At 71.4% G+C, this 19,452-nt stretch carries 15 protein-coding genes and 1 pseudogene; 7 read left to right on the forward strand and 9 right to left on the reverse strand.

Annotation, left to right across the window (positions count from 1 at the left end; genetic code table 11):
- Positions 1-118 precede the first annotated feature (118 nt).
- The 3 genes from BN1555_RS16380 to BN1555_RS16390 all read right to left on the reverse strand — a co-directional run bounded on the left by BN1555_RS16380 (position 119) and on the right by BN1555_RS16390 (position 3,512).
- Positions 119-949 carry a hypothetical protein gene (locus BN1555_RS16380; RefSeq protein WP_093800088.1) on the reverse strand — a complete coding sequence of 277 codons (831 nt, stop codon included), beginning with the start codon at positions 947-949 and terminating at the stop codon, positions 119-121.
- Positions 950-1,131: 182 nt separating this feature from the next.
- Positions 1,132-2,223 carry a metallophosphoesterase gene (locus BN1555_RS16385; protein ID WP_093800089.1) on the reverse strand — a complete coding sequence of 364 codons (1,092 nt, stop codon included), beginning with the start codon at positions 2,221-2,223 and terminating at the stop codon, positions 1,132-1,134.
- 176 nt (positions 2,224-2,399) lie between these two features.
- Positions 2,400-3,512 carry a LacI family DNA-binding transcriptional regulator gene (locus tag BN1555_RS16390; protein ID WP_093800090.1) on the reverse strand — a complete coding sequence of 371 codons (1,113 nt, stop codon included), beginning with the start codon at positions 3,510-3,512 and terminating at the stop codon, positions 2,400-2,402.
- 349 nt (positions 3,513-3,861) lie between these two features.
- Between BN1555_RS16390 and hisC the strand changes: the two genes are divergently transcribed.
- The 6 genes from hisC (at position 3,862) to BN1555_RS16420 (ending at position 14,319) form a co-directional block, all read left to right on the forward strand.
- A complete protein-coding gene (gene hisC, locus BN1555_RS16395) occupies positions 3,862-4,956 on the forward strand; it encodes a histidinol-phosphate transaminase (protein ID WP_093800091.1) in 1,095 nt (364 codons plus the stop codon).
- A gap of 228 nt (positions 4,957-5,184) precedes the next feature.
- Positions 5,185-6,690, forward strand: a complete 1,506-nt coding sequence (locus tag BN1555_RS16400; protein WP_093800092.1) for a cytochrome ubiquinol oxidase subunit I — start codon at positions 5,185-5,187, stop codon at positions 6,688-6,690.
- 20 nt (positions 6,691-6,710) lie between these two features.
- The gene (gene cydB, locus BN1555_RS16405) at positions 6,711-7,712 is read left to right on the forward strand and encodes a cytochrome d ubiquinol oxidase subunit II (RefSeq protein WP_093800093.1); all 1,002 of its coding nucleotides are present in this window, start codon (positions 6,711-6,713) and stop codon (positions 7,710-7,712) included.
- A 15-nt stretch (positions 7,713-7,727) separates the two neighbouring features.
- Positions 7,728-11,330 (forward strand): thiol reductant ABC exporter subunit CydD, encoded by a 3,603-nt coding sequence (cydD, locus tag BN1555_RS16410; protein WP_093800094.1) that lies wholly within the window; start codon positions 7,728-7,730, stop codon positions 11,328-11,330.
- A 61-nt stretch (positions 11,331-11,391) separates the two neighbouring features.
- Positions 11,392-13,107, forward strand: coding sequence for a GAF domain-containing sensor histidine kinase (locus tag BN1555_RS16415; RefSeq protein WP_093800095.1), 1,716 nt, complete (start codon positions 11,392-11,394; stop codon positions 13,105-13,107).
- A gap of 99 nt (positions 13,108-13,206) precedes the next feature.
- The gene (locus BN1555_RS16420; RefSeq protein ID WP_093800096.1) at positions 13,207-14,319 is read left to right on the forward strand and encodes a M23 family metallopeptidase; all 1,113 of its coding nucleotides are present in this window, start codon (positions 13,207-13,209) and stop codon (positions 14,317-14,319) included.
- A gap of 44 nt (positions 14,320-14,363) precedes the next feature.
- Here the strand turns inward: BN1555_RS16420 and BN1555_RS16425 are convergent, their stop codons facing one another.
- The 6 genes and pseudogenes from BN1555_RS16425 to BN1555_RS16445 form a co-directional block, all read right to left on the reverse strand.
- The gene (locus tag BN1555_RS16425) at positions 14,364-15,248 is read right to left on the reverse strand and encodes an HAD family hydrolase (protein ID WP_093803433.1); all 885 of its coding nucleotides are present in this window, start codon (positions 15,246-15,248) and stop codon (positions 14,364-14,366) included.
- 414 nt (positions 15,249-15,662) lie between these two features.
- A pseudogene (locus BN1555_RS41615) lies at positions 15,663-15,791 on the reverse strand (hypothetical protein); the annotation flags it as partial.
- 347 nt (positions 15,792-16,138) lie between these two features.
- On the reverse strand, positions 16,139-16,540 hold the full coding sequence (locus tag BN1555_RS16430; RefSeq protein WP_093800097.1) for a DNA-binding protein: 402 nt from the start codon (positions 16,538-16,540) through the stop codon (positions 16,139-16,141).
- Positions 16,537-16,785: a type II toxin-antitoxin system CcdA family antitoxin gene (locus tag BN1555_RS16435; RefSeq protein WP_093803435.1), complete on the reverse strand. Its 249-nt coding sequence runs from the start codon at positions 16,783-16,785 to the stop codon at positions 16,537-16,539. Before BN1555_RS16435 ends, BN1555_RS16430 begins: the two co-directional genes overlap by 4 nt.
- Before the next feature lie 55 nt (positions 16,786-16,840).
- On the reverse strand, positions 16,841-18,049 hold the full coding sequence (locus tag BN1555_RS16440) for a selenoprotein S family protein (protein WP_255306053.1): 1,209 nt from the start codon (positions 18,047-18,049) through the stop codon (positions 16,841-16,843).
- A gap of 39 nt (positions 18,050-18,088) precedes the next feature.
- On the reverse strand, positions 18,089-18,400 hold the full coding sequence (locus tag BN1555_RS16445) for a hypothetical protein (RefSeq protein WP_093800099.1): 312 nt from the start codon (positions 18,398-18,400) through the stop codon (positions 18,089-18,091).
- A 100-nt stretch (positions 18,401-18,500) separates the two neighbouring features.
- On the opposite strand from BN1555_RS16445, the gene BN1555_RS16450 reads away from it, so the two are divergent.
- On the forward strand, positions 18,501-19,397 hold the full coding sequence (locus BN1555_RS16450; protein WP_093800100.1) for an LLM class flavin-dependent oxidoreductase: 897 nt from the start codon (positions 18,501-18,503) through the stop codon (positions 19,395-19,397).
- Positions 19,398-19,452 lie beyond the last annotated feature (55 nt).

Below are 19,452 nucleotides of genomic sequence, written 5' to 3' on the forward strand. Positions count from 1 at the left end.
GCCGATGGAGTGGTGGGCGCCGCCGGTCCCGGCGCTGTTCCACCTGGTGCTGGTCCGTGTCCACGGCCCTGCGTCGGTGGAACGCGCGGAGGCGCAGGCGGTGCGCCGGCTGTAGGGCTCACTCGGGTGTGTGGCCCGGGCTGCCGAAGTCGGGGCCAGAGAAGTCCGGGCTGGAGAAGCTCGGGCGCGGCCCCGGCGTGGTGCCGCCGTGCGGGCCCGGACTGCTGTAGTCGGGCCGTGAGTACCCCAGGTCGGGGGTGCGGCCGGCGGACCGGTGCGGCCCCGGGCCGGGCGGGTCCGGCGCCGCACAGGCCAGGGCTTCGCGCAGGAACGGTACGACGCCCCGTTCCAGCAGGGCGTGCCGCCAGGCTTCCCTGGCCCGGGCGACCTCTTCGGGCAGCCCGTTTCCCCGGTCTTCGGAGAACGCCGGCGAGCCGTTGCGCAGAGCTGTCAGCAGCAGTCCGGCCGCGGCGACCAGGATGCCCACCGCCGTGAGCGCTCCGAAGAGCCAGCCCACCGTCAGCAGTGTCCGGGCGAAGGCGGGTTCGGGCGTGAGCAGTGTGAGCAGGTAGCCGACGATCAGGAAGATCGCCGCGGCGGTCCCCGCGAGCAGCGGCGTCAGGACGGCGACGACGGCGACGGCGCCCGCGCCCGTCGTCTCGGCGCTCTCCCCCATGGTGAGGACGGGGCCGGCGCGGCCGGCCGCCGCCGGAGGTGTGCGTACCTCCTCGCGGACCCTCACGTAGTGGTCGTACTCGGCGGCCGCGGCGGCGGCGATGAGCGCGCTGGCGTCCAACGCCATGGTGCGCAGCTGCGCGGTGGTGAGCCGCTGCCCGGCAGCGGCCGGATCCGGACGGTGACGAGCGGTGCGCAGTGCCTCGTCGAGAACGCCTTCGAATGCCGGGCGGTCTTCGGCCAGCAGGTGCGGAGCGCTGCTGTTCATGTGCATCCCCCGATGCTCCGTAGGGCCGGACAGCCCGCTCCGGGCGGGCAGTTGGGCGGAAACGGAGGAGAGCCTGCTACGGATAAGCCGATGGTAGAGCGCTCAGAGCACGGGGTGACAGGGGGTTTCCGGAAATTGGCGCAGTGGTAAGTGCGGCGTGTATATGGCCGCGTCCTCCCCGGCGGGGTTCAGTCGCGCAGGGGGAGCTGGACCACCAGCAGCTTTCCGGCCATGGTCACGCCGCCGTCCATGGCGATGGCGAGCCCGTCGGCGTACACGTGAGGTCCTTCCACGATCGGCCCCGCGTTCTCGTCGCCGTTGTCCGCGCTCTCGTTGCCCACCTCTCCCAGCAGGTAGGGAATGGGGCTGTGACCGTGGACGATGCGTTCGCCGCCGTACGCGCCGAGCAACTCGCGCACCGCCTGGGCGCCGCCCTCGTCACGGAAGGCGAAGCGTTTGGTGAACTTGCGGAAGACGTCCCAGCACTCGTCGGCGTCGTTGCGCGTGAGGATGTCGTGGACGGTGTCGTTCACGTCCTCGATGGTGTGGCCGTAGTCGAGGTAGGCCGTCGTGTCGGAGTGCGTCAGCAGGTGCGCGTCCTCCAGTGCGACCGCGTCGAGACGGGACATCCACTGGAGGTGTACGTCCTGGAGGCGGTCCATGTCGGACTTCTGGCCGCCGTTGAGCAGCCAGGCGGCCTGGAAGGTCGCCGTCCCCGCACCGGAGTTGACGGGGGTGTCGCCGAACCGTTTGGCACCGATGAGCAGCAGCTCGTGGTTGCCCATGAGGGCCTTGCAGTAACCGCCGGCGGCCGCGGCCTCCGCGGACAGCCGCATCACCAGGTCGATGACGCCGATGCCGTCGGGCCCGCGGTCGGTGAAGTCGCCGAGGAACCAGAGCCGGGCGTTGCCGGCGGCCCAGCGGCCTTCGGCGTCGATGAGCCCCTGTTCCGCGAGGGCGGCGAGCAGTTCGGCGAGGTAGCCGTGCACATCGCCCACGACGAAGAGCGGACCGAGTCCTTCGCCGGCGGCCGGCTGTGGCTCGAGCCCGGTCTGTGCGGTCACCTGGACCGTGTCGCCCGGGCCGCCGCGGCTGATCACCGGCAGGTCACGCTGCGTGGGGGTGTACCCCTCCGGCTCCTCGTCGGGGGCGTAGGCGCTCCCGAAGGCGTGCGGGTGCGGCGTGTGCGCGGGAATGGGGGCCTGTGCGTACGGCGGTACGCGGAAGTCCCGCAATGTAGCCGTCCGCACTGCGGGTCCCTGACCGGCCCCCTGTGTCATCGACCCCTCCACCACCGTCGCGCGCCGCCGTACACCTTCCGGCCTCACCTGGTCGTGGTGGGTCCGCAGTGTCGTGCGCCCATCATAGGAATGCGGCTCGTGCTCTGTGACGCACCAGGGGTGGTGAATCCGGACGCGTACGCGGTTCGCCGGTGGTTTCGTCCGAATTGAGGAGGTCAGTCCCTGGAAGGTGAACGCGGTGGGCTCACTTTGGTGCGGTGCGGCCGGCGCTGTGAAGACGTCCGGACGATGAGTTCGGTCGGTATGACCTGCTCGACGGGACCGTCGGTGTTGATGCCCTCGATGGCGTCGATGAGGAGCTGGACGACGGCCGTGCCGATCCTGCGCGGCTTCAGTGAGAGCGTGGTGACGGGCGGTTCGGTGGCGGCGTACACGGTGGACTCGCTGCAGCAGACGAGCAGCAGGTCCTCGGGTACGCGCAGTCCGTAGCGGCGGGCGGCGGCGAGCAGGTCGGTGCCGTTGGGGTCGAAGAGCCCGTAGACGGCGTCGGGCCGGTCCGGGCGGGCGAGCAGCCGGTCGGCGGCGACGGCCCCCGCGCACGGGTCGTGGGCCGGGTAGGACTCGTACACCGGGTCCTGGCCGACGCGCTCGCACCAGCGCAGGTACGCGTCGGTGGACAGGCGGGTGTAGGTGTCGGTGGTGTTGCCGGTGAGCAGTCCGATGCGGCGGGCGCCGGCGTCGGCGAGGTGGTCGAGCAGGCCGAGGACGGCTGCTTCGTGGTCGTTGTCGACCCAGGCGGTCACGGGCAGGGTGCCGGCGGGCCGGCCGTCGGAGACGACGGGAAGGCCCTGGCGTACGAGTTCGGTGACGACCGCGTCCTGGTCGGACGGGTCGATGACGACGGTGCCGTCGAGGGCCACGTTCGACCAGACGTCGTGCCGGGAGGTGGCGGGGAGGATGACGAGGGCGTATCCGCGGGCGAGCGCGGCGGACGTCGCGGCTCTGGCCATCTCGGCGAAGTAGGCGAACTCGGTGAAGGCGAAAGGTTCATCCCCGTAGGTGGTCACGGTCAGACCGATGAGGCCCGACTTGCCGGTACGGAGGGTCCGGGCCGCCGCGGAGGGGCGGTAGCCCAGTCTCTCGGCGACCTCGCGGACGTGGCTGCGGGTGGCGTCCGGGAGCCGGCCCTTGCCGTTGAGCGCGTCCGAGACCGTCGTGATGGAGACACCGGCCGCGGCGGCGACGTCCCGAATGCCCGCTCGTCCTGGCCGGGTGCTCCGCCGGTGGGTTTCCGTCCGGCTCACCTGATGCTTCCCTGCTGCTGTCATGGCGAGCCGATAGTAGGGCTCGGGCGGGTGGTCAGGGCGGGTGCATATGCAGTCGTTGGCAGGTACGTTTCTGCAAGGGCTTAACGCGTTAATCACCTTGGATTACAAGGTAATTGACGGGAAAGGCGAGCCATTGGCACTTGTTGACCGGTGCTGCCCTGCCAAGTGGTCCACGCCTCGAAGAGGTCCCAACTCACCTTCACGGGGGATGCGCGCCACGGAGTGAGCCACGGGCGCGCGCCGGGGCGGGGAGCGCTCCCCCTGTCCTGTGCGCCTGCCATTCGCACGGGGCCGCAATCCTCATAAGGTGTGCAGTATTGGTGGTACGTACGGTCGAGGAGGACCCAGAGTGAGTGAGACGAGCCCCAAGCTGCGCGCGGTGCTGGACGGCATCCCCACTTACAAGCCGGGGAAGCCTGCCGCCGCCGGGGGACCGGTGGCGTACAAGCTGTCCTCCAACGAGAACCCGTACCCGCCGCTGCCCGGTGTGCTGGAGGAAGTGATCGCCGCGGCCGGGAGCCTGAACCGCTACCCGGACATGGCCTGCACCGGCCTGATGAACGAGCTCGCCGACCGGTTCGGGGTGCCCGTGTCGCACCTGGCGACCGGCACCGGGTCCGTCGGGATCGCGCAGTCGCTGCTCCAGGCGACCTCGGGCCCCGGTGACGAAGTGATCTACGCCTGGCGGTCTTTCGAGGCGTACCCGATCATCACGCGGATCAGCGGTGCCACAGCGGTGGAGGTGCCGCTGACCGAGGGGGACGTGCACGACCTGGACGCCATGGCCGACGCGATCACCGAGCGGACCCGGCTGATCTTCGTCTGCAACCCGAACAACCCGACCGGCACGGCGGTGCGCAGGGCCGGACTGGAGCGGTTCCTGGACCGGGTGCCCTCGGACGTGCTGGTGGTGCTGGACGAGGCGTACCGGGAGTTCGTCCGGTCCGTCCCGGGCGAAGAGGACGACGTGCCCGACGGCATCGAGCTCTACCGCAGCCGCCCCAATGTGGCGGTGCTGCGCACCTTCTCCAAGGCGTACGGCCTGGCCGGGCTGCGGGTCGGCTTCGCCGTCGCGCACGAGCCGGTGGCGGCCGCGCTGCGCAAGACGGCGGTGCCCTTCGGCGTGAGCCAGCTGGCGCAGGACGCGGCGGTCGCCTCGCTGCGGGCCGAGGACGAGCTGCTCGGGCGGGTCGGCTCGCTGGTCTGCGAGCGCAAGCGGGTGTACGAGACGCTGGTCAAGCAGGGCTGGACCGTGCCGGACACGCAGGCGAACTTCGTCTGGCTGCGGCTGGGGGAGCGTACGGCCGGCTTCGCGGCGGCCTGCGAGAAGGCCGGCGTCGTCGTCAGGCCCTTCGCGGGCGAGGGGCTGCGGATCACGATCGGTGAGGCGGAGGCCAACGACATCCTGCTGCACACCGCGGAGGCGTTCCTCAAGGAGCTGTAAATCACACGATCTGCCCCGCCTGGGTGCTCAGCCTTGGTTGTGGTGGGCGTTTCGCCACTTCTCCCTTGCTTTCCTGTGCCCTCGTGCACCTTTTCGGAGGTGTTCGGGGGCACAGTTGTACCCCCCGGCTGGATGCCGGGAAACACGCGTGCGCCATACTGGTGCTTGTGAATGTGAACGCGTTCACAAGCTCCACAAGCACCGAGGCGATACGAAGGAGAAGGCGACGTGGACCTAGCTCTGGCGCCGGAGACTCTCGCGCGATGGCAGTTCGGCATCACCACCGTCTACCACTTCCTTTTTGTCCCCCTGACGATCTCGCTGGCCGCGCTCACCGCGGGGCTGGAGACGGCCTGGGTGCGTACGCAGAAGGAGAAGTACCTCAGGGCCACGAAGTTCTGGGGCAAGCTCTTCCTGATCAACATCGCGATGGGTGTCGTCACCGGCATCGTCCAGGAGTTCCAGTTCGGCATGAACTGGTCCGACTACTCGCGCTTCGTCGGTGACGTCTTCGGGGCGCCGCTGGCCTTCGAGGCGCTGATCGCCTTCTTCTTCGAGTCCACCTTCATCGGACTGTGGATCTTCGGCTGGGACAAGCTGCCCAAGAAGCTCCACGCGGCCTGCATGTGGATGGTCTCGATCGGCACCCTGCTGTCGGCGTACTTCATCCTGGCGGCCAACTCCTGGATGCAGCACCCCGTCGGCTACCGGTTCAACGAGGAGAGGGGCCGTGCCGAACTCACCGACTTCTGGCTGGTCCTGACCCAGAACACCACCCTCAACCAGGTCTTCCACAGCTTCTCGGCGGCCTTCCTGACGGGTGGCGCCTTCATGGTGGGCATCGCCGCCTTCCACCTGATGCGCAAGAAGCACGTCCCGGTGATGCGGATGTCGCTGCGGCTCGGCCTGGTCACCCTGGCGGTCGGCGGTCTGCTCACCGCGGTCAGCGGTGACACCCTCGGCAAGGTCATGTACGAGCAGCAGCCGATGAAGATGGCCGCCGCCGAGGCGCTGTGGGACGGCGAGAGCCCGGCGCCCTTCTCCGTCTTCGCGTACGGGGACGTCGACAAGGGGCACAACGAGGTCGCCCTGGAGATACCCGGCCTGCTGTCCTTCCTCGCCCACAGCGACTTCGAGTCCTACGTGCCCGGCATCAACGACACCAATGAGGCCCTGCGGGAGAAGTTCGGTCCCGGCGACTACAAGCCCATCGTCCCCGTCGCCTACTGGGGCTTCCGCTGGATGATCGGCTTCGGCATGGCGTCCTTCTCCCTGGGACTGCTGGGGCTGTGGCTCACGCGGAAGAAGTTCCTGCTGCCGGCCGCCCTGCGGACCGGGGAGGACGAGGTGCCGCATCTGGTGCTGCTGAGGAAGCCGCTCCGGCCGAGGCTCACCCGGCTGTACTGGCTCCTGGCCCTGTGGACGATGGCGTTCCCGCTGATCGCCAACTCGTGGGGCTGGATCTTCACCGAGATGGGACGGCAGCCCTGGGTCGTCTACGGCGTGATGCAGACCCGCGACGCGGTCTCCCCCGGCGTGTCCCAGGCCGAGATCATCACCTCGATGGCCGCCTTCACCCTGCTGTACGCCGTCCTGGCCGTCATCGAGGTCAGGCTGCTCGTCAAGTACGTCAAGGCCGGTCCGCCCGAGCTCAGCACGGCCGACCTGAACCCGCCCACGAAGATCGGCGGCGACGTGCGTGACGCCGACAAGCCGATGGCCTTCTCGTACTAGGCCGAGGGAGCTGCACCGTCATGGAACTGCACGACGTCTGGTTCGTCCTGATCGCCGTCCTGTGGATCGGCTACTTCTTCCTGGAGGGCTTCGACTTCGGGATCGGAATCCTCACCAAGCTGCTGGCCCGCGACCGGCCCGAGAAGCGGGTGCTGATCAACACGATCGGCCCCGTCTGGGACGGCAACGAGGTGTGGCTGCTGAGCGCGGGCGGCGCGACCTTCGCCGCCTTCCCCGAGTGGTACGCCACGCTCTTCTCCGGGTTCTACCTGCCGCTGCTGCTGATCCTGCTCTGCCTGATCGTGCGCGGAGTCGCGTTCGAGTACCGGGTCAAGCGCAGCGAGGAGCGCTGGCAGGCCAACTGGGAGCACGCGATCTTCTGGACCTCGCTGCTGCCCGCGTTCCTGTGGGGTGTGGCCTTCGGCAACATCGTGCACGGCATGAAGATCGACGCCGAGATGGAGTACGTCGGCACCCTCGGGGACCTGCTCAACCCGTACGCGCTGCTGGGCGGGCTCGTCACGCTGAGCCTCTTCACCTTCCACGGCGCGGTCTTCGCGGGGCTCAAGACGCTGGGTGACATCCGGGAGCGGGCGCGCAGGCTCGCGCTCGGGCTCGGCGCCGTCACCGGGGTGCTGGCGCTTGCCTTCCTGGGCTGGACGCAGGCGGACAACGGCGACGCGGCGAGCCTCGTCGCGATGGCCGTGGCGGTGCTGGCCCTGGTCGCGGCGGTCGGGTTCACGGCGGCGGGACGCGAGGGCTGGGCGTTCGGGCTGTCGGGGGTGACCGTCGTGGCCGCGGTTGCGATGCTCTTCCTGACGCTGTTCCCGAACGTCATGCCGTCCTCGCTGAACGACGCGTGGAGCCTCACGGTCGCCAACGCCTCCTCCACCCCGTACACCTTGAAGATCATGACCTGGTGCGCCGGGATCGCCATGCCGGTGGTGCTGCTCTACCAGGGCTGGACGTACTGGGTGTTCCGTAAGCGGATCGGCACGCAGCACCTCGCCGATGCGCATTAGTGGGAGATGTTTCACGTGAAACCGATCGACCCGCGTCTGCTGCGGTACGCCCGTGCCACCCGCTTCTTCCTGGGGGCCGTGGTGGTCCTCGGCCTTGCCGGGGCGGGCCTGGTCATCGCCCAGGCGATGCTCATCGCCGAGGTGGTGGTGGGCGCGTTCCAGCGGGGACTCGACGGCTCGGAGCTGCGTACCCCCCTGATGCTTCTGGCGGCGGTCGCGGTGGGACGGGCCCTGGTGGCCTGGCTGACGGAACTCGCCGCGTACCGGGCGAGCGCGGCGGTCAAGTCCGAGCTGCGGGGGCGGCTGCTGGAGCGGGCCGCCGAGCTGGGGCCCGGGTGGCTGACGGGAGGCGGGGGCTCCTCCGACCGAGCGGATTCGAGAGCTTCGGGGAGGGCGGGGGCGCTGGTGGCGCTGGCGACGCGGGGCGTCGACGCGCTGGACGACTACTTCTCGCGGTACCTGCCGCAGCTCGGGCTCGCGGTCGTCGTACCCGTGGCGGTGCTCGCGCGGATCGTCACCGAGGACTGGATCTCGGCGGCGGTGATCGTGGTGACCCTGCCGCTCATTCCGCTCTTCATGATCCTCATCGGGTGGGCCACCCAGGCGCGGATGGACCGTCAGTGGCGGCTGCTCTCACGGCTGTCCGGGCACTTCCTGGACGTCGTCGCCGGGCTTCCGACGCTCAAGGTCTTCGGGCGGGCGAAGGCGCAGGCCGAGTCGATCCGCTCGATCACGGACGAGTACCGGCAGGCCACGATGCGGACGCTGCGCATCGCGTTCCTGTCGTCGTTCGCGCTGGAGCTGCTGGCGACGCTGTCGGTGGCGCTGGTCGCGGTCGGCATCGGCATGCGGCTCGTGCACGGGGACCTCGATCTGTACACGGGTCTGGTGATCCTGGTGCTGGCGCCCGAGGCGTACCTGCCGCTGCGGCAGGTGGGGGCGCAGTACCACGCGGCGGCGGAGGGGCTGTCCGCCGCGGAGGAGATCTTCGGGGTTCTGGAGACGCAGCCGCGAGGGCCGGCGGGTGACGCGGACGCTCCGGCGGGGCCGCTGCGGGTCGAAGGGGTGACGGTCCGGCACGCGGGGCGGACCGAGGCGTCGCTGGACTCGGCGTCGCTGGTCGTGGGGGAGGGCGAGACGGTCGCCATTGTCGGGCCGAGCGGGGTCGGCAAGAGCACGCTGCTGAATGTGCTGCTGGGGTTCGCCCCGGTGGACGAGGGACGCGTGCTGGTCGGGGACGGGCCTCAGGCGATGGACCTTGCGGACGTGTCGATGGAGCGGTGGCGCGAGCGGATCGCGTGGGTGCCGCAGCGGCCGCACCTCTTCGCGGGAACGGTCGCCGAGAACGTACGGCTGGCGCGGCCGGACGCGGACGACGCGGCGGTGGCGACGGCGTTGCGGGACGCGGGGGCGTACGACTTCGTGGCCGGGCTCCCCCACGGCGCCGAGACGCGGCTCGGGGAGGACGGTGCCGGGCTCTCGGCCGGGCAGCGGCAACGGCTCGCCCTCGCCCGGGCGTTCCTCGCGGACCGGCCGCTGCTGCTGCTCGACGAGCCGACGGCGAATCTGGACGGCGAGACGGAAGCGGGGATCGTCGACGCGGTACGGAGGCTGGCGGCGGGGCGGACCGTGGTGCTGGTCGTGCACCGGCCGGCGCTGCTGGCTGTGGCGGACCGGGTGGTGGAACTGACCCCTCCGTACGGGGCGGGTGCGGGTGCGCGGAACGCGCGTCCCCTCGGGGTGGAAGGGTCTCAGGCCCTCCCGCCCGTCGGGGGAGGGACCGCCGGCGCCCCGGTGACGACCGTGGCCTCCGTGGCGTTGGAGCCGGTGGGTGCGGGCGGCGGCCCCGTGGTGGCAGAGGGCACGGCCGGTTCCGGTGGGCGTGGGGTGCTGGGGCGGGTCCGGAAAACCGCCGGGGAGCTGAGGGGGCGACTGGGGCTCGCCCTGGGGCTCGGGAGCCTCGCGCTCGGATCGGCCGTCGGGCTCATGGCCGTGTCCGGGTGGCTGATCTCGCGTGCTTCCGAACAGCCCCCGGTGCTCTACCTGATGATGGCGGTCACCGCGACCCGGGCCTTCGGCATCGGGCGGGCCGTCTTCCGTTACGCCGAGCGGCTCGTGTCGCACGACGCCGTGCTGCGGATGCTCGCCGAGATGCGCGTCGCCGTGTACCGGCGGCTGGAGCGGATCGCGCCCGCCGGTCTGCGCGAGACCCGGCGCGGTGATCTGCTGTCCCGGCTGGTCGCGGATGTGGACGCGCTCCAGGACTACTGGCTGCGGTGGCTGCTGCCCGCCGGGACGGCGGTCGTCGTGAGCGCCGGGTCCGTCGGGTTCACCGCGTGGCTGCTGCCCGAGGCCGGGGCGGTGCTGGCCGCCGGGCTGCTCGTCGCCGGGGTGGGCGTGCCGTGGCTGAGCGGGGCGTGTGCCCGGCGGGCCGAACGGCAGCTGGCGCCCGCGCGCGGGACGCTGGCGACGCGCGTCGCCGACCTGCTCGGCGCAGCGGCCGAACTGACCGTCGCGGGCGCGCTGAAGCGGCGCATCCAGGGAGTCCGGGAAGCGGACGGGGTACTGACGCGGATCGCCTCGCGAAGTGCGACCGCCACCGCCCTCGGCGGCGGGCTCTCCTCACTGGCCTGCGGGCTGACCGTCGTGTTCGCCGCGCTCGCCGGGGTGCAGGCGGTGCAGGACGGGCGGCTGTCGGGAGTGACGCTGGCGGTGGTCGTCCTGACCCCGCTGGCCGCCTTCGAGGCCGTCACCGGGCTTCCGCTCGCCGTGCAGTACCGCCGGCGCGTCAAGCACAGCGCGGAGCGCGTGTACGAGGTGCTGGACGCGCCGGTGCCGGTGCAGGAGCCGCGGACCGCCGCCGCCCGGCCCGCGTCGCCGTTCCCGCTGGAGGTACGCGGGCTGAGCGCCCGGTACGCCGGGCAGGAGCAGGACGCGCTGTCCGGCCTCGACCTCACGCTGGAAGCGGGCAGGCGCGTCGCCGTGGTCGGTCCTTCCGGCGCGGGGAAGACGACGCTCGCACAGGTCCTGCTGCGCTTCCTGGACGCGCGGGCGGGGACGTACACGCTCGGCGGGGCGGACGCCGCCGGGCTGGACGGCGACGACGTGCGAAGGCTCGTCGGCCTGTGCGCGCAGGACGCGCACATCTTCGACAGCTCGGTGCGCGAGAACCTCAGGCTGGCCCGGACCGACGCGACCGAGGAGCAGCTGAGGGACGCCCTCGCGGCCGCTCGGCTGCTGACCTGGGTGGACGGCCTGCCCGACGGCCTCGACACGATGGCCGGCGAACACGGCGCCCGTCTCTCCGGCGGCCAGCGCCAGCGCCTCGCCCTGGCCCGCGCCCTCCTCGCCGACTTCCCCGTACTCGTACTCGACGAGCCCGCCGAGCACCTCGACCTGGCGACGGCGGACGCGCTGACGGCCGACCTGCTCCGGGCCACCGAGGGGCGTACGACGCTGATCATCACGCACCGGCTCCGGGGGCTGGAGGCCGTGGACGAGGTGATCGTGCTGGACGACGGGCGCGTCGTCCAGCGTGGCGTGTACGCGGCGCTGGTGGAGGCCGAGGGGCCGCTGCGGCGGATGCTGGAGCGCGAACGGGAGGCCGAACCGGTCTGACCGGCCGAATCGCTGCACACCCGGCTTTTCTCCCGAAACAGCACTTACTAGGCTCGGGGGCATGCCAGTGCACGACGTGCCGGAACCGGAAGACCACCGCGAAGCCGCCGCGCAGGCGGCCCGCAGCCTGCAGGGCCTCTCCACCGAACTCACCGCGCGCGTGCCCCGGCTGCTGGAGGCCATGCGGTCCGTCGGCACGGGGCTCGAACTGCACTCCACCCTCGACCGGATCTGCGAGACCGCCGCGGAACTCGCCGACGCCCGGTACGCGGCGATCGGCGTCGTCGACCAGGAGCGCGACGGGCTGTCCGACTTCGTGACGTACGGCGTGACCCAGGCGCAGGCCCAGCGGATCGGGCGGCTGCCGGACGGCCACCAGGGGCTGCTGGGCGCCCTGGTCCGGCACCCCGAACCGGTGCTGCTCGGCGACCTGACGACCGACCCGCGCTTCGCCGGGTTTCCGGCGCACCACCCGGTGATGCGGACCTTCCTGGGCGTCCCCATCCGCGTACAGGGCGAGATCTTCGGCAACCTCTACCTCGCCGAGAAGAACGGCGGAGCCGAGTTCAGCGACTACGACCTGCACATGGTCCGGGTGCTCGCCACGGAGGCCGGCATCGCCATCGGCAACGCCCGGCTGTACGAGGCGGCCCGGCAGCGCGAACGCTGGATCGACGGGTCCGTCGCCGTCACCACCGCGCTCCTGTCGGGCGGCGACGCCGACGACGCGCTCACCGTCGTCGCGGAACAGGCCCGCCACCTCGCCGACTCGGCCGCCGCGATGGTGCTGCTGCCCGCCGAGGAGGGCGGCCTGGAGATCGTCGCGGTCTCGGCCGACGACCCGTCCGAGTCGCTCGGCGTGGTCCTTCCGCCGGAGAGCCCGGTCGTCGCGCGGCTCCTCGACGGCGAGGCCGTGTTCATCGGCGACCCGGCCGGCGACCCCCTCATGATCACGAGGATGGCGCGGCGGTACGGGCCGTGCATGCTGCTGCCGCTGCGCAGTGGCAGCCGGGTGCTGGGTGCCCTCGCCACCCCGCGCGAGCGGGGCGGGAAGCCGTTCACGGAGTCGGAGCGGACGCTGGCCACGCAGTTCGCCTCGCAGGCCGCGCTCGCGCTGATGATGGCGGAGACGCAGCGGGACCGGGAGCGGCTCGCGGTGTACGAGGACCGCGACCGGATCGCCCGCGACCTGCACGACCTGGTCATCCAGCGGCTGTTCGCCACGGGGCTGATGCTGGAGAGCGCCCAGCGCAGGTCCGTCGTGCCCGAGGTGCGGGCCGGGGTGGGCAAGGCGGTGGACGAGCTGGACGTGACGATCCAGGAGATCCGTACGGCCATCTTCGCGCTTCAGCAGGGCCCGGCCGAGGCGCCCGTGGGGCTGCGCACACGCGTACTGCGGGAGATCAACACCGCGGCCGTGCCACTGGGCTTCCGGCCCGCCCACCACTTCGTCGGTCCGGTCGACGTGCTGGTCGGCGAACTCACCGGCAAGAACCTCGTCGCGGCGCTGCGCGAGGCGCTGTCCAACGCCTTCCGGCACGCGCGGGCTTCCCGCATCGAAGTCGTCGTCGACGCCACCGCCGAGATGGCGGACGGCAGCCGCGGGGTGCGGCTCTCGGTCGCGGACGACGGTGCCGGCATTCCGGAAGGCGGCCGGCGCAGCGGACTGCGCAACCTCGAACGGCGCGCCGAGTCACTGGGCGGGACGAGCCGGTGCGGTCCGGGGCTCGGGGAGGACGGCGGGGGCACGACGGTGGTGTGGGAGGCGCCGCTGTAGCGCCGTCGCAGCGGCCCGGATACGCCGTATGGCGGGACGACACCCGGTGGCGTGGCCCGGGTGCACGCAATCGCGAGACGGCCGGGACACGATCCGTGGATGCACCTCGGACCCTGCCAGCGGCTGCTCGTGCCGGTGCTGTGCGTGCTTCTTTGGCTTCCCGCGCCCGCCGCTGTCGCCACCCCTGCTTCCGCCCCTGGCGCTGTCTCTCTTTCCTCCGCTTCCGCAGCGGTCGCACCCGCCGGCGACGCCTCCCCCTCCGACGGGCCCGCCGTCGGAGCCGAGGTGGCGCGGCTGTACGAGGAGGCCGCCCGGGCCGCCGAGACCTACGAGCGGGGCAGGCGCGCGGCGCGGGACCAGCGGACGAAGGCACTGCGCCTGGAGCGGCTGATCGCGAGGGAGCGGCGCGAGATGGAGGGGCTGCGCGGGGACGTGGGCCGGATCGCGCGTGCCCAGTACCGGGCCGGCGGCGGAGGCGTCGTGTACGCGGCGAAGCTGCTGCTCGCCGACGACCCGCGGGAACGGGTGGACGGCCACCGGCTCGTCCGGCAGGCCGGGCTGGCCGTGGCCCGGACGCTGCACCGGGCCGAGCGGGCCGAGCGCAGGCTCGTCGAGGACGAGCGGCGGGCGACCGTTGCCTGGCGCGACCTCGACGTCCGTACGCTGCGGCTCGCGTCGATCAAGCGGGGCATCGCGGCGAAGCTGGAGGACGCCCGGTGGCAGCTCCAGGGCGAGGCGGACCGCAGTGTCGCGGCGGGGCGCTGCGCCGGCGCCGTACGGCTGGAGGAGCGGGAACCGCCCGCCACGCGCGCGTGGGTGACTCCCGTGGAGGAGTACGAGCTGTCCGCCGGGTTCGGCGGTACGGGGGCGCGCTGGAGGAGCCGGCACACCGGGCAGGACTTCGCCGTGGACATCGGCACACCGGTGCGGGCCGTCGGCGCGGGCCGCGTCGTCTCGGTCTCCTGCGGCGGCGCTTTCGGGATCGAGGTGGTGGTCGGCCACCCGGACGGCTACTACACGCAGTACGCGCACCTGGCCGGGGTCATGGTCGACCAGGGGGAGCGGGTGCGTACCGGACAGCGGATCGGGCAGGCCGGCACCACCGGCAACTCCTCGGGACCGCACCTGCACTTCGAGGTGCGGCTCACTCCCCACGTGGGGTCGGCGATCGCTCCGGAGCCGTGGATGCGTGAGCGCGGGGCGGGTTTCTGAGGGGCGGGCCGGGACGGCTGGTCCGGGGCCCGCCCCTCGCGCGGCTACAGGCCGGCCAGGATCCGCTCGATGACCACCGCGACGCCGTCGTCGTTGTTCGCGACGGTACGGCCGGACGCCGCGGCCACCACGGCCGGATGCGCGTTGCCCATCGCGTACGACGTGCCCGCCCAGGACAGCATCTCCACGTCGTTCGGCATGTCGCCGAAGGCCACGACCTCCGCGGGCGAGATGCCGCGCTCGGCGCAGCACTGGGCCAGGGTGCTGGCCTTGGAGACGCCGTAACCGCTGATCTCCAGGAGGGCGGTCGGGCTGGAGCGGGTGACGGACGCGCGCTCGTCCGCCGTGGCGCGGGCCAGGGTGAGGAAGTCGTCGGGGGACAGCTCGGCGTGGTGGGCGAGCAGTTTGATCACCGGGGCCCCGGAGCCGGGAGTCGTCTCGTGGAGGAGCTTCTCGGCGACGGCCACGGTCGCGCCCGGGTCGAGGTGGAACGGCGGGTACTCGGGTTCGTAGTGGATGCCGGTGGAGAGCTCGACCGCGAAGGAGGTGCCGGGGGCGGCGGCCCGCAGCGCGAGCACGACGGCGAGGGCGTCCTCGCGGGCCAGCGGACGGACCTGGATCAGCCTGCCGCCGGCGTGCAGGTCGACGACGGCGGCGCCGTTGGCGCAGATCGCCAGGCCGTGGCCGTGGACGTGGTCGCTGACCACGTCCATCCAGCGGGCCGGGCGGCCGGTGACGAAGAAGACCTCGATGCCGGCCCGCTCGGCGGCGGCGAGTGCGGCGACCGTACGGTCCGACACGGACTTGTCGTCGTGCAGCAGAGTGCCGTCGAGGTCGGTCGCGATCAGCCGGGGGGTGGTGGTGCCGGCCGGTGCCGGCCGGGCCTGCTGGGGGTCGGTAGCTGAGGTCACGGATCCATCTTCCCGCATGAGGTGCACGGGCGTGCGAAGGGGCGCACATGTGAGAGCCTCCCCACAGAACCGGCTCGTCACCTTCCGTCACCGGTCCGCCGTCGTCCGTCGCTGTCCGGAGCCGGCCAGCCGTCGGCCCGTCGTGGTGCGGCCGGGACCGGCCGGACGCAAACGCCTTCGGCGTTGTCGGCACCCGCCTCTACGACTGCCGTCGATTCCGCGCCCTGGGCCTGCGCGCCCACCTCGCCCCGCGCCCCTCGCCCCGGTCTCCGGAACGGCCCCGCCGACGGCCGGGGCGGGCGGCGTAGGGCCGGGGATGGGTCTGAGTACCGTGATCCTTCCCATCCGCCGTTGGTCGGAGGGCGGGCGTGACGCCTGGCAGCGGGCCGAGCGGCGGACCGCAGAGCGGGGGGTGAAGAACTCCCCGCCTCGTTTCCCTGCGCTGTCAGCGAACGTGCCGAGGATCAGGTCATAGGCACGACCGACCTCATCACCGAACTCCAGGTTGTCGTCGCTCAACAGAACGCGGGGGTGACTTCCGCGCTGCCTGGCCCTGCACACACCTCGGGTTGTCAAGCTTGCGGGTGCCCAGTCACGCGCTGCCCCTGAGGAACGCGATACGGGGAGAGACGGGTCGTGTTGCGCGGGGGAAGGATTGGTCAGTGGGCCAAGATCTTGGCGCAACGGAGATCGTGGTGGCAGACGGCTTCGGCCCGCGCAGGCCGGTCACGGCCAATGCGAACGCAGCCAGGCCCGCTGGACGCGGTCGGGGAACTCCCCCGTCCTCCCGAGTCGGGGCGGACACCGCCCCGGCGACCGCTCTCGCGATTTCAGTCGAGCCCTGTTCACCTACCGTCCTGACCTGGGAGGACGTGCGCCAGGGGCACCCTGGCCCCGACTGAAGCGGATCAGAGCGCGATGAGCCGGACGCGACTACCGCACAGCTTGGCCATGTCGTCGATGTCCGACGTGAGCATGGCCACCGGGTCTGGCTGGCGGAGCGCGAGCTCGGCGACGGTGGCATCGATCGCGTACTTGTGGCCGTGCAGGCCGGCCTCTTCCAGCAGGCCGGCGGCGGCTCTGGCCGCCTGCTCGGTCACCGCTCCCACCTTGACCTGGGAGAGCACCCAGTCCAGTCGGGTGGTGTTCACCCGGGCGTGCATGACTTCCACGATGGTGTTGGCACAGACCACGAGATCGGCAGCCATCGAGTGGAAGGATCGCATCATCGCGAGCACGGCCCGGTCCTGTGAGATCCAGGCGGACAGTCCCTGGGAGTCCAGTACGACGGTCTCGACGCGGTGGTTCACGCGGCGCTCGCCGACTCCTCGTGTTCGGCCGCGCCGAAGATTCTGGCCCGGGCCGCGGCCAGCTCCTCGTCGGTGAACGCGCCGTGCTCCTCCTCGTAGCGGCGCAGCTCCTCGCCGAGCAGCTGGTGTCTGATCTGGCGGGCGACCGCCTCCGCGACATAGCCGGAGACGTTGTCCGTGAGCCTCTTCAGCTCCGCCACCTGCTCGGTGGGAAGAGTGACCGTGATGCGGGTCGTACCAGCCATGAAGCCAGCATACTGCGGTATGCGCATCATCTGTTGGGCGTCTCCCCGTACGAGCTCAGCTCCGTCCCGCACCGAGCAGCTCGCGCAGACGGTCGCCGATCACGGACACCCCGGGGCGCGGGTCGCTCTCGTAGTACCAGGGCTTGCGCCGGCGCAGCAGCGTCTCGCCGTGCTCGCTCCAAGAGAATCCGGGCCTCCGCAGCAACTTCCGGAACACGACGTCCGCTGTCTCAGGGTGGGCGGAGACCAGCCGGCGGATCGGCAGTGGTGTGATCGACTCCTCGCGCAGGTACGTGCGCAGCAGGTCCTGGTGCTGTCTGCGGCCCGCGAGGGCGGGCTCCGCGAAGAGGTCCCGCAGCATCCCGTATTCGGCGTAGAAGTTGAGCCCGTCGACCCGGTCGTAGATGACGCCGACGGTGTCCGAGTCCGCCAGTTCTGACGGCAGCTCGAAGAGGGGCAGGTCCAGGCCGGGGAGCTGCTTGCGTCGGGCACGGCTGGGCTGTGCGGCGACGGCGGCCTGTTGGCGGTGGCGGTAGTAGGCGTTGAGGAGGTCCTCGGCTTCGGCAGGCGGAAGGACCAGTTCGTCGCCACCGCAAAACTCGATGAACGCAGCCCGGTCCTCCCGCATCCGCCGCCATCCCTGCTCGATCTTCTCTGGGTTGCGGAAGACCAGCCCGGGGTCGTGCGTGGCCAGTTGCAGAGCTGCTTGGGCGATCTCGGCGGCGCTGGACCTGGGGTAGCTCGTCATCGCCCCGGACACCAACCACGCCCCGCCGACCGAGTGGACGGGTACCAGGCAGGTATGGAGGAATCCCCCCTTGGACACTCCGCGGAACGCCGCCCGCCCGACGTTCGAGTACGTGCGGTACTCCAGGTCGTCGACAAGGTTCAGCAGGATGACAGCATCGCCGTCCTTACGCCGGATCTCGAAGACGCCCCCGACCGGGTCACGCCAGCCGAGCAGCATCTCCCGGTCGGCCGCGGTCAAGTCCTTCCGGCCGGCGATGAAGCGGTCCACCACGGTCGAACCGTCCGGCAACCGGTACCCCAGGGTGAAGTGGTCGGTGATCCGGATCGCCTCACCCTCGTCCAGTCGTCGCGCAGGCCCAGAGGCCTCCAGCAGGAGAGGCGTCAACCACCGGTCGAAGCGAGCGCTCTGAGCGAAGGCGACCAGTTCGCCCTTCAACTCGGCGCTGCGCTCGATGAGATCGTCGAGCGACAGTTCGCCGGCATCCTGATGAGCGCCTTGTGCGGCCTCAGCCACGTTCAGCCCTTCCCTGTCGGCCAGTTCCCGGCGCCAGCCTCAAGCGGCCCAATGACGGTACGCCTCGATCCACTCCGCGCCCCCGGGCGGCGGACTCGGCAACGGCAGCTCCAGGATTCCGATCGACTGCCGGAGGCCGCCGCGGGAGCACAGGGCGACAATCCTGCCATCCGGCGTGAGGTCGACACCGCGAACGGTTACCTCGATGCCAAGAACCGCGGTGGTGAAGGGCAGGTCGAGGTACTCCCCGATCATGGTGAACAGACCAGTCCGCTGCTCGTCCTCGCCGTAGGCGTCCACCGTCGCCTCTTCGACCATGGCCTCAAGCTCGGCCCTGCCCAACGTGCGCATGACGCAACGGTAGCGGCCTGCATCGCGACGCCGGCGCGGATTCCCGAATCTGCTCCGTCGGCACATCCGTGGCAGCGGGAAGCGCGCGTATCGTCGGGGCATGCGTCTGAGCACGGTAATCCTCCCCGTCCACCGGTGGGTCGAAGGACAGAAGATCTGGCGGCGGGCCGAAGACCTCGGGTTCCATGCCGCGTACACGTACGACCACCTCTCCTGGCGGACCTTCCGTGACGGACCGTGGTTCGGTGCCATCCCCACGCTCACCTCCGCAGCGACGGTCACACAGCGCATGCGATTGGGTACGCTCGTGACCTCGCCGAACTTCCGCCACCCCGTGACGCTCGCCAAGGACCTGATCACGCTGGACGACGTGTCCGGCGGACGCGTCACGCTCGGCATAGGCGCCGGCGGCAGCGGATTCGACGCCACCGCGCTCGGCCAGGAGCCGTGGACCCCGCGCGAGCGCGCCGACCGCTTCGGCGAGTTCGTGCCGCTCCTGGACCGGCTGCTCACCGAGCCCGCCGTCACCCGGGCGGGCATGCACTACTCCGCCGTCGAGGCCCGCAACATCCCCGGATGCGTTCAGGGCCCCAGGATCCCCTTCGCCGTCGCCGCGACCGGCCCGCGCGGGCTGAAGCTCGCCGCCCGGTACGGCCAGGCCTGGGTGACCACGGGCGACCCGAAGCTCTTCGAGTCCGGTACGCCCGCCCAGTCGGAGGAGGCCGTCCGCGGCCAGATCGCCAAGCTGGGCACCGCCTGCGCCGAGACCGGCCGGGACGCCGCCGAGCTCGACAAGATCCTGCTCACCGGCTTCACCCCGGAGAGGAACGGTCCGCTGGAGTCCCTCGACGCCTTCGTCGACTTCGCGGGCAGGTACTTCGCACTCGGCTTCACCGAGATCGTGCTCCACGCCCCGATCCCCGACTCGGACTTCGCGGCCGACGAGAAGGTCTTCGAGCGGATCGCGACGGAGGCACTTTCCCAGCTCAGCTCCTGACCGTCCCGGCCGGGGCCCCGGCCGGGACGCCGGCTGAGACGCCACCCCGGCGGGA

This window comes from Streptomyces sp. Wb2n-11 (assembly GCF_001049855.1).
Classification (GTDB): Bacteria; Actinomycetota; Actinomycetes; order Streptomycetales; family Streptomycetaceae; genus Streptomyces; species Streptomyces altiplanensis.

Coding starts and splice junctions, on each gene's coding strand:
- BN1555_RS16380 (WP_093800088.1), bottom strand. CDS start 949: ATGCACATGAACAGCAGCGCTCCGCACCTGCTGGCCGAAGACCGCCCG.
- BN1555_RS16385 (WP_093800089.1), bottom strand. CDS start 2,223: ATGACACAGGGGGCCGGTCAGGGACCCGCAGTGCGGACGGCTACATTG.
- BN1555_RS16390 (WP_093800090.1), bottom strand. CDS start 3,512: ATGACAGCAGCAGGGAAGCATCAGGTGAGCCGGACGGAAACCCACCGG.
- cydB (WP_093800093.1), top strand. CDS start 6,711: ATGGAACTGCACGACGTCTGGTTCGTCCTGATCGCCGTCCTGTGGATC.
- BN1555_RS16415 (WP_093800095.1), top strand. CDS start 11,392: ATGCCAGTGCACGACGTGCCGGAACCGGAAGACCACCGCGAAGCCGCC.
- BN1555_RS16420 (WP_093800096.1), top strand. CDS start 13,207: ATGCACCTCGGACCCTGCCAGCGGCTGCTCGTGCCGGTGCTGTGCGTG.
- BN1555_RS16425 (WP_093803433.1), bottom strand. CDS start 15,248: ATGCGGGAAGATGGATCCGTGACCTCAGCTACCGACCCCCAGCAGGCC.
- BN1555_RS16435 (WP_093803435.1), bottom strand. CDS start 16,785: ATGGCTGGTACGACCCGCATCACGGTCACTCTTCCCACCGAGCAGGTG.
- BN1555_RS16445 (WP_093800099.1), bottom strand. CDS start 18,400: ATGCGCACGTTGGGCAGGGCCGAGCTTGAGGCCATGGTCGAAGAGGCG.
- BN1555_RS16450 (WP_093800100.1), top strand. CDS start 18,501: ATGCGTCTGAGCACGGTAATCCTCCCCGTCCACCGGTGGGTCGAAGGA.